10 protein-coding genes and 1 rRNA gene are annotated in these 13,498 nt (G+C 63.3%); 4 read left to right on the plus strand and 7 right to left on the minus strand.

The window, feature by feature from the left end:
- The 5 genes from ACRQEG_RS05340 to gatC all read right to left on the minus strand — a co-directional run.
- A 16S ribosomal RNA gene (locus ACRQEG_RS05340) occupies positions 1–294 on the minus strand; the annotation flags it as partial.
- Positions 295–843: 549 nt separating this feature from the next.
- Positions 844–2,028: an NAD(P)-dependent malic enzyme gene (locus ACRQEG_RS05345; protein ID WP_234984537.1), complete on the minus strand. Its 1,185-nt coding sequence runs from the start codon at positions 2,026–2,028 to the stop codon at positions 844–846.
- Positions 2,029–2,147: 119 nt separating this feature from the next.
- Complete coding sequence (gatB, locus tag ACRQEG_RS05350; RefSeq protein ID WP_435710445.1) at positions 2,148–3,647, minus strand: Asp-tRNA(Asn)/Glu-tRNA(Gln) amidotransferase subunit GatB; 1,500 nt, start codon at positions 3,645–3,647, stop codon at positions 2,148–2,150.
- Between the two features lie 3 nt (positions 3,648–3,650).
- Positions 3,651–5,180: an Asp-tRNA(Asn)/Glu-tRNA(Gln) amidotransferase subunit GatA gene (gene gatA / locus ACRQEG_RS05355; RefSeq protein ID WP_087069776.1), complete on the minus strand. Its 1,530-nt coding sequence runs from the start codon at positions 5,178–5,180 to the stop codon at positions 3,651–3,653.
- Entirely contained in the window at positions 5,181–5,477 is a 297-nt protein-coding gene (gene gatC, locus ACRQEG_RS05360; RefSeq protein ID WP_026429253.1) for an Asp-tRNA(Asn)/Glu-tRNA(Gln) amidotransferase subunit GatC, read from the minus strand. It lies immediately after the preceding gene.
- Positions 5,478–5,557: 80 nt separating this feature from the next.
- On the opposite strand from gatC, the gene ACRQEG_RS05365 reads away from it, so the two are divergent.
- On the plus strand, positions 5,558–6,799 hold the full coding sequence (locus ACRQEG_RS05365) for a phospholipase D-like domain-containing protein (protein WP_087069777.1): 1,242 nt from the start codon (positions 5,558–5,560) through the stop codon (positions 6,797–6,799).
- On the opposite strand, the gene ligA is transcribed toward ACRQEG_RS05365, so the two are convergent.
- Entirely contained in the window at positions 6,796–9,396 is a 2,601-nt protein-coding gene (ligA, locus tag ACRQEG_RS05370) for an NAD-dependent DNA ligase LigA (protein ID WP_087069778.1), read from the minus strand. The two genes, ACRQEG_RS05365 and ligA, sit on opposite strands and share 4 nt — an antisense overlap.
- Before the next feature lie 236 nt (positions 9,397–9,632).
- Here ligA and ACRQEG_RS05375 point away from each other — a divergent pair, with 236 nt between their 5' ends.
- A complete protein-coding gene (locus ACRQEG_RS05375; protein WP_016441656.1) occupies positions 9,633–9,893 on the plus strand; it encodes a WhiB family transcriptional regulator in 261 nt (86 codons plus the stop codon).
- Positions 9,894–10,004: 111 nt separating this feature from the next.
- Here ACRQEG_RS05375 and ACRQEG_RS05380 read toward each other — a convergent pair whose 3' ends face one another.
- Entirely contained in the window at positions 10,005–11,462 is a 1,458-nt protein-coding gene (locus tag ACRQEG_RS05380) for a sensor histidine kinase (RefSeq protein WP_101595621.1), read from the minus strand.
- Positions 11,463–11,612: 150 nt separating this feature from the next.
- Here ACRQEG_RS05380 and ACRQEG_RS05385 point away from each other — a divergent pair, with 150 nt between their 5' ends.
- Together ACRQEG_RS05385 and ACRQEG_RS05390 are read left to right on the plus strand one after the other, a co-directional pair.
- Positions 11,613–13,274: an amino acid permease gene (locus tag ACRQEG_RS05385; RefSeq protein WP_244899298.1), complete on the plus strand. Its 1,662-nt coding sequence runs from the start codon at positions 11,613–11,615 to the stop codon at positions 13,272–13,274.
- Positions 13,255–13,470: a hypothetical protein gene (locus ACRQEG_RS05390; protein WP_087069780.1), complete on the plus strand. Its 216-nt coding sequence runs from the start codon at positions 13,255–13,257 to the stop codon at positions 13,468–13,470. Before ACRQEG_RS05385 ends, ACRQEG_RS05390 begins: the two co-directional genes overlap by 20 nt.
- Positions 13,471–13,498: the final 28 nt, after the last annotated feature.

Below are 13,498 nucleotides of genomic sequence, written 5' to 3' on the forward strand. Positions count from 1 at the left end.
CCGGCTACCCGTCACCGCCTTGGTAGGCCATCACCCCACCAACAAGCTGATAGGCCGCGAGCCCATCCCCCTTCACAAAAGCTTTCCCAACACCCCCATGCGAGAGCGCCAGAATATTCGGTATTAGACCCCGTTTCCAAGGCTTATCCCAAAAAGGAGGGCAGGTTACCCACGTATTACTCACCCGTTCGCCACTAATCCACCCACAACAAGTTGCAGGCTTCATCGTTCGACTTGCATGTGTTAAGCACGCCGCCAGCGTTCGTCCTGAGCCAGGATCAAACTCTCCACAAAAAACTGTAAAGAGCAAGACAACATCTAGCTCAACAAAAAAATAAATAACAAGAACAAAAACACCACCAACAAACAAACCAAACACACCCACATATAACAAACGAATGCATCCAGTCTTCATTGTTGGCGTGCTAACTGTCCTTGCACACACCCACACAACCACCAGGAAACCAACAATCAGTAATCAGTCAACCTGGCCCGGTTGTGTGAACAAAAAATTCACGTAAAAAATATATTAGTCAGACACGCTATTAAGCATCCAAACACCATATCCACACCCCACACCAACCATCCACATCAAACAGACTGGTTGATCCAGGGAGAATCATTCACGCTCAAGAAGAGCAACCCCGTTAGCCTACCACCACCAAGCATTCCCAGCAAACCGGGAAGCTCGTGGCCTTGGCCACTCACAGGGATTTGTTTGCCGCTCCGGGCCCTTACCGGGCTCTCGGCGACGGATAACAAGCTTACAAGCCCACCCCGCTAGACGCAAATCAAACCAGAGAGACACCCACCACACACCCGAGGGAACCGCGTCGGAGTTTCCTAGACAGCTGCCACACTCTCGCGAACCGCCTGCGCCACCGCAGCGGCAGCCCGCTCGTCAAAGGCAGAAACGATGATGTAATCCGGATTCGCTTCCTCCCCGACCAGATCAGCGAGCGCCTTAGCCGCGGCCAGCAGCATCGTGTCACTGACCTCGGTGGCATGAGCGTCGAGCAAACCGCGGAAGATCCCGGGGAAAGCCAGCACGTTATTGATCTGATTCGGGTAGTCCGAACGGCCAGTTGCCACCACCGCGGCGTGCTCGCGCGCGATTTCGGGAGCAATTTCCGGGGTGGGATTAGCCAGGGCGAAAACGATGGCATCTTTGGCCATGGTGTCCAGAGCTGCGCCGTCGAGAATATTAGGGCCGGAAACGCCGATAAACACATCCGCACCCTGCAGGGCCGCACGCACATCGCCGTCGATCTGCCGGGGATTGGTGCGGCCCGCAACCCAGGCGTGACCGGGGTTGATTTCGCTGCGGAAGGGACCGAGAGTGCCGGCGCGGTCCACGGCAATGATGTCCCGCACCCCGTATTCCAGTAGTAAGCGAATAATCGCGGTGCCGGCGGCGCCGATTCCGCATACCACCACGCGTGCGTCTGCGGGTTTTTTCCCAACCACACGCAGCGCGGTGATGAGGGCGGCCAGCACCACAACGGCGGTGCCGTGCTGGTCGTCGTGGAAGACCGGGATATCAAGTTCCGCGCGCAGGCGTTTTTCGATCTCGAAGCAGCGCGGGGCGGAGATATCTTCCAGATTGATACCGGCATACGCAGGGGCGATGGCTCGCACCGCCGCAATGATTTCCTCGGTATCGGTGGTGGCCAGGGGCACCGGCCAGGCATCCACGCCCGCGAAACGCCTGAAGAGCGCGGCCTTCCCCTCCATGACCGGGAGGGAGGCCAGCGGCCCGATATCGCCCAGGCCGAGCACCGCGGTGCCGTCTGTCACCACGGCCACGGTATTGGATTTCACCGTGTAGCGGCGGGCCAGTTCCGGCTGGGCGTGAATCGCTTCGCAGACTTTGGCCACCCCGGGCGTGTATACCCGGGCCAGGTCCTCGCGGTTTTCGATGGCGGCCGTCGCGTGGGTTTCTAATTTGCCGCCTTCGTGGGCTGCAAAAATCTCGCGTTGGGAGGGAGGTGGCACGAACTGCTGGGCCTCACCCGAAGGCGATGCCACGTCAGATTGTTGCTCTGTCCCTGCTTGTGTTCGCGCCACCTGCGCCTCCTTCACGAGATATGCCCGGTTTCGTCCGGGTTCGCTACCGCGCCTTTTCGGCCCGGTTCACCACCGCCGCTTTACTCGGCCGCGGCGCGCTCCATAATGAGGGCGCGCACGGCACCGGCGTCGGCCTTACCGTGGGTCGCCTTCATGACGGCACCGATAATGGCACCGGCGGCCTGCACCTTTCCGCCGCGAATTTTTTCGACGACGTCAGGGTTGGCAGCCAGGGCCTCATCCACGGCCTTCTCCAGAGCTCCGCTATCGGAAACGATCTCCAGATTGCGCGCGGCAACAACCTCCTCCGGGCTGCCTTCCCCGGCGAGGACTCCCGCCAGCGCCTGGCGGCCCAGCTTGTCATTGAGCCGCCCGCTCTGGACCAGGCCGTCCAGCTCGGCAACCGCCTCCGGGGTAATGGGGGCGTCCTCGAGTTCGACGTCGTTATCCTTGGCGTAGCGGGCGATATCACCCATCCACCATTTGCGGGCTCCGGCGGGCGTTGCCCCGGCCCGGACGGTGGCGTCCACCAGATCCACCGCGCCGGCGTTGATAAGATCGCGCAATTCCTCCGGGGAAAGCTCCCACTCCTCGGTGATACGGGCGCGCTTCGCCGCCGGCAGTTCGGGCAGCCCCGCGCACACCTCCTCCACGTACTCGGGAGTGCAGATCACCGGAACCAGATCCGGTTCGGGGAAGTAGCGGTAGTCATCCGCGTCCGACTTCACGCGCCCGGCAATGGTGCCCTGGATTTCTTCCTTGTAATGGCGCGTTTCCTGGAGAATCGTGCCACCGGCAGCCAGGATGGCAGCCTGGCGGGAGATCTCGTAGCGAATGGTGTTTTCGATACCGCGGAAAGAATTGACATTCTTCGTTTCGGTACGGGTGCCGAAAGGAGCATCCGGGCTTTCCCGCAGGGACACATTGACATCCGCGCGGATATTGCCGCGTTCCATCCGCCCCTCGGAAATGCCGAGCGCCCGCACCAGTTCGCGGATCCCACGCACGTACGCGCCGGCGATCTCCGGGGCGTTCTTCCCCACCCCGGTGGCCGGATCGGAAACGATCTCAATCAGCGGCACCCCGGAACGGTTGTAATCCACCAGCGAGTAGCGCGCCCCCTGGAGGCGCCCATCGGCCCCACCCACGTGGGTGTTCTTCCCGGCGTCTTCTTCCAGATGCGCGTGTTCGATGGGGAAACGGTAGGGAGCGCCGTCGGCCAGCTCGATATCCAGGTAGCCGCCCAGGATAATCGGCTGGGCGTTCTGGGTGATCTGGTAGGCCTTGGGCAGATCCGGGTAGAAGTAGTTCTTGCGTTCGAAACGCGAGAGCTCGTTAATGCGGGAATTGAGGGCCAGGCCCAGCTTCACCGCGTATTCCACCGCCGCCTCGTTGACCACCGGGAGCGAACCGGGAAGCCCAAGGGAGACCGGCTGCACATCGGTATTGGGTTCAGCACCGAAAGCCACGGGTGCGGCGTCGAAAATCTTGGTGTGTGTGGACAGCTCCACGTGCACTTCCAAACCGATCACCGGGTCGAAACGCGCGACGGCGTCCTCGTAATTCATGAGTTCATCCATGCTTTATTCCTCCCAATCCCGCGCGGGGCAGGCAGCGGGGACGTTGTGGCCGAGCGCGGCGTCGATAGCCGCGGCCACCCGGTACATGAGGGCGTCCGCCCGGGCCGGGCTGAGAATCTGCAAGCCCACCGGCAGCCCTTCCGAGAGCCCGGCCGGCAGCGAAATACCCGGGATTCCGGCCAGGTTGGCGGGAATGGTGGCGATGTCGTTGAGGTACATGGCCAGCGGGTCGTTCGTTTTCGAGCCGAAGGGGAAGGCCACCGTGGGCGAAGTGGGCGATACGATCACGTGGCACCGGGCGAAAGCCTGCTCCAGATCACGCTGAACCAGGGTGCGGACCCGCAGGGCCGCGCCGTAGAAGGCATCGAAATTCCCGGCGGAGAGCACGTGGGTGCCCAGGATAATGCGGCGTTTGACTTCCTCACCGAAACCGGCCGCGCGGGTAGCGCGCATCACGGTTTCCGCGGTGACCGGCCCTTCTTCGGGTTCCACCCGCAGGCCGTAGCGCATTCCGTCGAAACGGGCCAGGTTGGAGGAAACCTCGGCGGGCATGATGAGGTAGTAGGCGGCCAGCGAATAGTGGAAACTGGGGCAGGAAAGCTCCACCGTTTCCGCGCCGAGTTCGCGCATGCGCGCCACCGCGTTTTCGAAAGCCTCGAGCACGCCGGGCGCGTAGCCCTCCCCGTGCATTTCTTCCACGAGCCCCACCTTGAGGCCCGCGAGCGGGCGCTCCGGATCACTTCCGGCACCGTCCCAGCTCCCGGCTTCGCCGTGGCAGGCCGCCACCAGGCCGGAAGGCGTATCGGGAAGCGAGGTGGAATCGTGGGGATCGTGCCCGCTGAGCAGCTCCTGGAGCAGCGCGGCATCTTCCACGGTGCGGGTGACCGGCCCGATCTGGTCCAGCGAGGATGCCATGGCGATCAAACCGAAGCGGGACACCGCCCCGTAGGTGGGTTTTGTTCCCACCGTTCCGGTGACCGCGGCCGGCTGGCGGATCGACCCGCCGGTATCGGAACCGAGGGCGAGCGGCACCATAAACGCACCGACGGCCGCGGCGCTACCGCCGCCCGAACCGCCCGGAATCCGGTCCAGATCCCAGGGGTTGCGCGAGGGCCCGAAAGCGGAATGCTCCGTGGAGGACCCCATCGCGAATTCGTCCATATTGGTTTTGCCCACGATAGGGAGCCGGGCTTCTTTAATTTTTACGACGACGCTCGCATCGTACGGCGGGCGCCACCCTTCCAAGATTTTCGACGCCGCGGTGGTGGGAATCCCGCGGGTGCAAATATTGTCCTTTACCGCGATGGGGATACCGGCCAGCGGGTGGAGTTCCTGGCCTTCCGCGCGGGCGGCATCCACCCCGCGGGCCACCTCCAGGGCACCCTCCCGATCTACGTACAGGAAAGCGTTCACCTTGGGGTTGAGCGCCTCGATGCGATCCAGGCAGGCGGTGGTGAGTTCCACGGAGGTGATCTCCCCCGCGCGCAGCAGCGCGGAAAGTTCAGCGGCGGACTTGAGCAACAAGCTATTCATTTATTCCTCCCCCATAATGCGCGGGACGAGGAATTTACCTTCTTCGGCGGCCGGGGCCGCGGCGAGGACTTCCTCACGATCAAGGGTTTCCCCCGGAATATCGGGGCGTTTGACATTGGCCAGCGGGAGCGGATTATAGGTAAAGGGAATATCCGGGCTAACAACTTCGGATACCGCCTTCACTGCATCCTCGATGACGGAAAGCTCACCGGCCATTTTTTCGGCTTCGGCATCCGTCAGGGCGATGCGGGATAGCTCCGCTAAGCGCGCTACCTCTTCCTTAGAAAATGACGACATGGCTCAAGTCTACGCGGTTGCACCGCGCGATGGCGCACCCGTGGATTAGTGAGAAGCGGGGAGCGTCTACAATTGGCGCTATGACTGAGTGGACTTCGCGCCGGGTGCTGCGCACGGCGGGTATGCTCGCGGCCGCGGCGCCTTTGGCCGCCGCGGGCGCCGTCGTCGTTGTAGATGAAATGCGCAAACGCCGCACCCCACCGGTCAGTTCCTACCCGCATCTGCCCCCGCAAGAAGTGCAGGTCGGGCGTGACCACGCGATCTTGTATACGGGTGCCGCGGATGTGTACCGCGCGATGCTCGCCGATATTAATAATGCGCGGGACCATATTTATTTCGAGTGGTTTATTGTCAAAGCGGATCACGTGGGGCACCGTTTCCGCGACGCGCTTATCGCGGCGGCGCACCGCGGGGTGCAGGTCCATGTGCTGCTGGACACCTGGGGGAATCTCAATCAGCCGCCCTCGTTCCGGCACCCGCCGCGGATCGCGAATCTGCACTGGATGAATTTCCCGCTGGTGCGCACCGGTATTTTAACCGGGCGTTCGCGCGATAAAGGGCGCGATCACCGCAAAATCTTGACGGTGGACGGGCGCGTCGGCTACGTGGGTGGCTACAATATTGGCGGCCTGTACGTGACCGAATGGCGCGATACCCACCTGCGCGTGGAGGGTCCCTCGGTGTGGGAGCTGGATGTGGCTTTTGTGGATATGTGGAATGCCTACCGCAAGCGCGATCATCCCACCCTGCGCCGCGCCCTCACCCACCACTGGGATTCGCGCATGCGGGCGGTCACGAATTCCCCCGCGCATAATACTTATCCTATTTCTTCGCTGTATTTGGACGCGCTGGCGCGCTCCTCGCAGCGGGCCTGGATCACCATGGGGTATTTCATTCCGGATGCGCCCATGCTCGACGCGCTCACCGACGCGGCCGAACGCGGCGTGGACGTGCGGATTCTTATCCCGCAGTACTCCAATCATATTTATACGGATTGGGTGGGGCGGCCGCATTACGAGCGGCTGCTGCGCGCCGGGGTGCGGATTTTCCTCTACCAGGACGCCATGATTCACGCGAAAACCATGACGATGGATTCCACCTGGTCTACCGTGGGGACCGCGAATATTGACCGGCTGTCCCTGCGGGGGAATTTCGAAATTAATATGTCGATTCACGATGCCGGTTTCGCGGCCGTGATGGAAAAGATTTTCGAATTCGACCTGCGGAATACCCGCGAACTCACTCTGGGGGAATGGGACCAGCGCGGCACGCTGGCACGGGTGACCGAAAAGGTCATGGCTCCGCTCGCGCCGCTGCTTTAGGCGGGCAGCTGGCCGGTGCGCAGCAGCTCGGTGAATTCTGCTTCACTCAGGCGCGGGATACCGAGTTCTTCAGCCTTGGCGGCTTTCGACCCGGCGTTCTCCCCCACCACCACCGCGGTGGTTTTCTTGGAAACCGAGCCGGCGGCTTTCCCGCCGTGCTTGAGGATCGCTTCTTTGACCGAATCGCGGGTATAGCCCTCCAGGGAGCCGGTGGCCACAATGGTCATGCCCGCCAGCGTTTGGGGAACCTGCTCCGCGGCCGCGGTATCATCGGCGAAAACTACCCCGGCGGCTTCCCATTGCTCAATAATCTCCAGATGCCAGGGCACCTCGAACCATTCCTTAAAGGAGCGGGCGATAATCTCCCCCACGCCGTCCACCGCGGAGAGTTCCTCCACGGAAGCGGCGCGCAGCTGCGCCAAATCCGGGAACGCCGCCGCGAGCGCGCGGGCCGCGGTGGGGCCGACGTGCCGGATGGAGAGGGCCACGAGTTTGCGCCAGAGTTCTTTGCCGCGGGCTTTTTCCAGCTCGGTGAGCATGGTGAGGAGGGCTTTGCCGGGTTCGCTTTCTTTGGTGATGACGCGTTGGCCGGCGCTGCTTCCCCACGTGGGTTTGGTCCAGGCGGCGCGCACGTAGCGGTAGTCGCCGGTGGGTTGGCCGGCATTGCGGATTTCTTTCCATACCCAGGTGGTGGCTACGTCCGCGGCTTGTACCGCGAAAAGTCCGGCTTCGCTGTGGAGCACCGGTTCTTGGGGTTCGGGAACACCCAGGCTGCGAGCCACGGCGGGTGGGATAATCACCTCGGAGTCGAGGATGGCGCCGTCGCCGTCCACAATGCCCAGGTCGCGTGCCGCTTCGCGTGCGAGGCGCAGGGTTTTTTTGCGCCCGTCGGTACCTTCGATTTCGAGGCGGTGGCCGCTGGCGAGGGCGATGAGTGCTTCGCGGCGCCGGGCGTCCGGGTTGGTGAGCCAGAGGGCGGTTTCCTCGCCGAGCGCTTCCACGTCCAGCGCCCCGCGCGAGCCGATATGGACCACGCGTTCGGCCAGTTGGGCGGGGCAGGATTGCGCATTGGGGCAGCGCATATCCACATCGCCTTCCTGGGCGGGGGCGAGGGTGGCCCCGCAGGAGGGGCAGGCGCGCGGCATGACCCATTCGCGTTCGGTGCCGTCGCGCTCGAGGAGGACCGGGCCGACCACTTCGGGGATAACATCCCCGGCTTTGCGCACGATCACGACGTCGCCGATGCGCACGCCTTTGCGGGCTACTTCTTCGCGGTTGTGGAGGGTGGCTTGGGTGACGACCGAGCCGTCTACGAGCACGGGTTCCATAATGGCGTAGGGGGTGGCGCGCCCGGTGCGGCCCACATTGACCTGGATATCCAGGAGGGTGGTTTCCACTTCTTCGGGTGGGTATTTATAGGCGATGGCCCAGCGCGGGACGCGGGAGGTGTAGCCGAGCCCGGCCTGCGCCGCGCGGTCATTGACTTTGAGGACGGCGCCGTCGATCCCGTGGATGAGATCGTAGCGGTGGGCGGCCAGGTCTGCCACGAAGGCCTCGATATCTTCCCAGTTGGAGGCGAGTTTGGTGTAGGGGGAAATGGGCAGACCCCAGCGCGCGAATGCTTCGTATACGCCGGCCTGGGTGGAGAGCGTTTCGGCTAGGGAGGCGGGCACGCCCGCGAGCGCCCCGATGCCGTGGGCGATAAAGGAGAGCGGGCGGGAGGCGGTGACGGCCGGGTCTTTTTGGCGCAGCGAGCCGGCCGCGGCATTGCGCGGGTTGGCGAATTCGCGGCAGGAGCGGATGATGCGGTTGGCTTCGCGCACCGCTGCGGTATCCCCAATCTGTTCCGCGGCCGCGCGCTCGCGTTCGGCTGCTTCGCGGCGCTCGCGCTGCTCGGCGTTGAATTGCGCGAAATCGGCGAGAGGGAAGAAAACTTCCCCGCGTACTTCCATGACCTCCGGAATATCGCTGCCGCGCAGGCGCTGCGGAATGGCGGCGATGGTGGCGATATTGCGGGTGACATCTTCCCCGGTCACGCCGTCCCCGCGGGTGGCGGCCACGGTGAGCGCGCCGTTGTTATAGCGCAGGTTGATCGCGAGGCCGTCGATTTTTGCTTCCGCGGTGACGGCGGTGCCTGATGCCTCGGATACTCCCGGGAGCGCGGCGTACCAAGCGCGCAGATCCTCGAGGGAAAAGACATCCTGGAGGGAGTAGAGGCGCTCGCGGTGGAGCACCGGCGCGAAGGGCTGAGCATCGGGCACCGGCGCGCCGCCGAGCTCAGAGTTGGCGCCTTGCTCCCGTTCGGCACCGGGCTCCCGTCCCCCGCCGAGCTCCGGTTCAGTACCTTCATCCACCATCGCGCCCGCAGCCAGCGTGGCTGCGCCGTCGTTCTTCACCGGTGCCCCGACGGCGCGGCTGGGCGAATCCGGTGCCGCGAGCTCCGGGTAGCGTGCTTCCAGATCGCGCAGCTCGTGAATGAGGCGGTCGTAGTGGTCATCCGTCATGAGCGGATCGGCCCCGGAATGGTAGGCAATCTGCGCGCGGGTCAGCGTGGGGGCAATCTCATTCCAACGGCGGCGGGCCTCGTCAATGCTCATGCCCCTATTGTCCCTCACCACCCGGTTACCTCAAACCCCCAGCGCGCGGCGGGCCACCCCATAGTCGTTTAAGCCTGGAATAACAAGTGAGTAGCCCGGAAAGGACGGGCGTTGAAATATCACACCTGTGGGCTCTTTACCGCGGCTGCGCTCTTTGCAAAGATATATGGGTCTCACATACGGCTATATCCCGCAGAGGCGGGAATGCCCCGCGCTGGCGGGGAAAAGGAGGATTCATGGATTGGCGTTCGCGTGCCGCGTGCCTGACGGAAGACCCGGAGCTTTTCTTCCCGATTGGTAGTTCGGCCTCGGCCCTGGCCCAAACGGATCGGGCCAAGCGGGTATGCCAGGAATGTACCGTCCGTGACGACTGCTTGAATTACGCCCTCGAACATAACCAGGATTCAGGTGTGTGGGGTGGCACCTCCGAAGATGAACGCCGCCGGCTGCGCCGCCGCACCGCCCGCGCCCGCCGAGTGCGCGAACTTGCCTCCTAAGGCGAACCGGCCCAAGTCCTACCAGCCCACGTGCTTTGCGCGTGGGCTGCGTCGTCGTACTTAGTGGGCTGCGTCCTCGTACTTAATCTTTACGCGCGCCGGGAGAGGAAACTATTTTTCATCCGTGGGCGGTAGCCCGGCCGTCACATTAATCGTGAGCGTGACGGTGGTCCCCCCACCTTCCCGCGCCTCCCATTTAATGGTGCCGTGCAATTCGCCTTCCACCATGGTGCGCACAATCCGGGTGCCCAGGCCCTGCTTGACGCCGGTGGTGGGCACGCCCACGCCGTCGTCGCTCACCTGCACCGTGAGAACGTCACCTTCACGGTCCGCGCTCACCACAATATGACCGCCGTGCGGCAGGCCGTGTTCCACCGCGTTGGAGACCAGTTCGTTGAGGACAACGGCCAGGCGGGTGGCGGTATTTGCGTCCACCATTCCGAATTCCCCGCGCACCTCGGAAGAAACACGCACATCCGTGGAGGCAATATCGGTGGCCATGGTGATAAGCGGGGTGAGGACCTCGGAAAAGTCCACGATTTCGTCCACGGTTTGGGAGAGAATCTGGTGCACGAGGGCAATGGTTTCCACGCGGCGCTGCGCCTCGGAGAGCACCTCGATCACCTTTTTATCGTCGGCGCGGCGCGCCTGCATCCGTAGCAGCGCCGAAACGGTCTGCAAATTATTTTTGACGCGGTGGTTGATTTCGCGGATCGTGGTGTCTTTGCTGACCAGCTCCAATTCGCGCCGGCGCAGCTCGCTAATATCGCGCGAGAGCACCACGGCGCCCACGTGCTTGCCGTCCTTCCACAGCGGCACCGCGCGCAGGGAGAGCACCGCCCCGCGCAATTCGAGCTCCGTCATCCACGGGGCACGCCCGAGCAGCACCACCGGCAACGCATCATCCAAGCGAGTTTCCGCGTCAATACTCGAAGTGATTTGCTCGGCGAGCAGCTGGCCTTCAAAAGTGGAACGAATCCCGAGGCGGTGCAGATTAGAAACCGCATTCGGGCTATTGAAAATCACCGCGCCGTCGGCATCGATGTGGGTGAAGCCATCCGTGACGCGCGGGGCGCCGTGGCGGAAACCGCTCGGGGTACCCTCCATGGGGAACAGGCCCTGGGTGACCATATCGAGGAGCTGCTCTTCAATTTCCTCATAGGAGGAATGCCGCAGCACCGTTTCTTTGCGCGAACGCTGCGAATACACCAGGGCGAGCACCGCGAAAGGATCCTCACCCGCCCGGCGCACCGGATAGCCTTCGTAACGCAGGCCGTGAATATAAACGGTGCCGCGCTGGCCGGTGGCGATAATCTCCCGGAATTTCTCCGAATCGGCCGGATCGAAAGTCATATTGACCACGTCATTATCGAGCGCGGTGGCATTGGTGGCCGGGCGGCAGGCCGCCGCGATAATGAAGCGTTCATCCTGGAGCGGGGTGACCAGCACGAGGTCCGCGAAGGAAAAATCGGAGAGTAACTGCCAGTCCCCCACCAGCTGATGCAACCATTCGCGTTGCGAAGCGGAGAGCGTTTGGGACCGTTCCAAGATATGACCGAGAGATGGCATACCCCTAAGAGTAGTCGCTCGCGCGAGTACACTAGTAGTTCCGCGTTAGTTATATTCACGGCAGTGCGAGGGCCGGGCTGCGCCGGCGGTGGAGGCCGGGTGGGGCGGCGCCGCGCTGCGCCGTCGTTCTATCCACGAAGGGAAGCCCGCATGGCCGCACGCCACCACGCTTCGCCCGGCGCCCGGGCCCGCACGCGCACCGCCGCAAGCCGCACCAACGTGCGTACCCGCGCCACCGCTAAACGCAACAACGCACGTACCCGCGCCACTTCGCACCATACCGCGCTGGCGCGCAGCCTCACCTCCCCGCAAATCGCGATGATTGCGCTATCCGGGGCGCTGGGCACGGGGCTATTCCTCGGGGCGGGAGCCACGATTTCACTGGCGGGGCCCGCCACGATTATTTCTTACGCACTGGCCGGGCTGCTGGCGCTGTCGGTGGTGTGGGCACTGGCGGAGATGGTCAGCGCGCATCCCGTTCCCGGCGGGCACGGCACCATCGCAGGGGCTTATCTGGGGAACCTGGGGGCTTTTGTAACGCGCTGGAATCTGGCGGTCACCTACATTGTGGCGGTGGGCGCGGAAGTGACGGCCGGCGCGAAATACCTCCAGCACTGGCTGCCCCAGCTCAATAGCGCGGTGGGAACGGTGGCCTGTTCCCTCTTTATTGTGGGCCTGAATATGGCCACGGTGCGGCTGTACGGCACCGCGGAATACTGGTTCTCCATGATTAAAGTGGCCGCCATTTCAGTTTTTATTCTGCTGGGTCTCATTATTATTTTTGTGGGGCTGCCCGCGAGCGAACCGGTGGGGCTGGTCAATCTCACCGAGCACGGCGGGTTTATGCCGCTGGGCGCCGGCTCGGTTTTCATTGCCGCATGCATGGCGGTTTTTTCCTTCGGTGGGATTGAAACGGTCTCGGTCACGGCCGCGGAATCGGGGAATCCCCGTTACGATATTCCGCGCGCCGCGCACACCATGATTTGGCGGCTGCTGCTCTTCTACGTGGGGGCGATTGCGGTGGTGGTGGCGATGCAGCCATGGACGGTCACCGCCGAGCCGCTCCACGATATTTCCCAATCACCTTTCGTGCACGCGCTGGATGCCGCCGCGATTCCCGCCGCCGGGCATATTATGAACGCGGTGCTCCTGGTGGCGGCGCTGAGCGCTGCGAACGGGTGCCTCTACACCTCCTCGCGCATGATTCACGCCCTGGCAACCGACCGCATGGCCCCCGCTTTTGCCGCGCGCACCACCCCGAAGGGCACCCCGCGCGGTGCGGTCACTTTGGCGATGGTGGGAATGGTGGTCGCCTGTATTTTGGCGCTCACCTCCCCGCAGGCCGGCTTCTCGTATTTGTACGGCTGCGCTACGGTCGGGACCCTGCTCACCTGGGCTTTAGTGATGGCCACTCATATTGCTTTTCGACGATGCCGCAAGCAGCTGGGACTCGAGCTCCCATCGGCTCGCCTCTGGGGCGCCCCGGTGACGAATCTGGCCGTCATGGCCGGCTGCCTGGCTATTTTTGTGGCGCTCTTCTGGCTCATGCCGGTAGCCTGGTATGCCGGGCTGCCCTATCTGGGTATCCTTCTTCTTATCTATGTTTTTCTGGATCGGGTGCGCGGGCTGCCCGCGCCGCGCGATCTAGCCGGTGAGGAAGCTGGGCGAGGTGCTGCGGCCTCGCATGGCGGCGATGCTGCGCGGGGAACCGAGGCCACGCACGGCACCGAAGCTGCGCGCGGTACCGAGGCTGCGCGTAATGCCGCGGCCGGGAGCGAAGGAGCTACAACTAATGGAGTCAGCGAAAACTAAACGTTGGATGTGGGCCGGGGCGAGCTCTATTGCTGCCGGCCTCCTCCCCCTTCTTCTCACCGTCATTCTCCAGCGCGGCTGGTGGGTGCCGTGGGCGCTGCTGCTGGTGATTGGCGGTGTTGAAATTGCGTACGGGTTGCTGGTGGGTAGGCGTGCTGAGATTCGTGGCAACACTGATACCGAAATAAGGATGTAGATATTGGGTGTTGCGATGAAAGCTACCA

The organism is Actinotignum stranguriae (assembly GCF_051265215.1).
GTDB classification, from domain to species: Bacteria; Actinomycetota; Actinomycetes; order Actinomycetales; family Actinomycetaceae; genus Actinotignum; species Actinotignum schaalii_C.

Bases quoted from the DNA above. Each gene is read 5' to 3' on its own strand.
- gatA (WP_087069776.1), bottom strand. From the start codon at position 5,180: ATGAATAGCTTGTTGCTCAAGTCCGCCGCTGAACTTTCCGCGCTGCTG.
- ACRQEG_RS05365 (WP_087069777.1), top strand. From the start codon at position 5,558: ATGACTGAGTGGACTTCGCGCCGGGTGCTGCGCACGGCGGGTATGCTC.
- ACRQEG_RS05385 (WP_244899298.1), top strand. From the start codon at position 11,613: ATGGCCGCACGCCACCACGCTTCGCCCGGCGCCCGGGCCCGCACGCGC.
- ACRQEG_RS05380 (WP_101595621.1), bottom strand. From the start codon at position 11,462: ATGCCATCTCTCGGTCATATCTTGGAACGGTCCCAAACGCTCTCCGCT.
- ligA (WP_087069778.1), bottom strand. From the start codon at position 9,396: ATGAGCATTGACGAGGCCCGCCGCCGTTGGAATGAGATTGCCCCCACG.
- gatC (WP_026429253.1), bottom strand. From the start codon at position 5,477: ATGTCGTCATTTTCTAAGGAAGAGGTAGCGCGCTTAGCGGAGCTATCC.
- gatB (WP_435710445.1), bottom strand. From the start codon at position 3,647: ATGGATGAACTCATGAATTACGAGGACGCCGTCGCGCGTTTCGACCCG.
- ACRQEG_RS05375 (WP_016441656.1), top strand. From the start codon at position 9,633: ATGGATTGGCGTTCGCGTGCCGCGTGCCTGACGGAAGACCCGGAGCTT.
- ACRQEG_RS05390 (WP_087069780.1), top strand. From the start codon at position 13,255: ATGGAGTCAGCGAAAACTAAACGTTGGATGTGGGCCGGGGCGAGCTCT.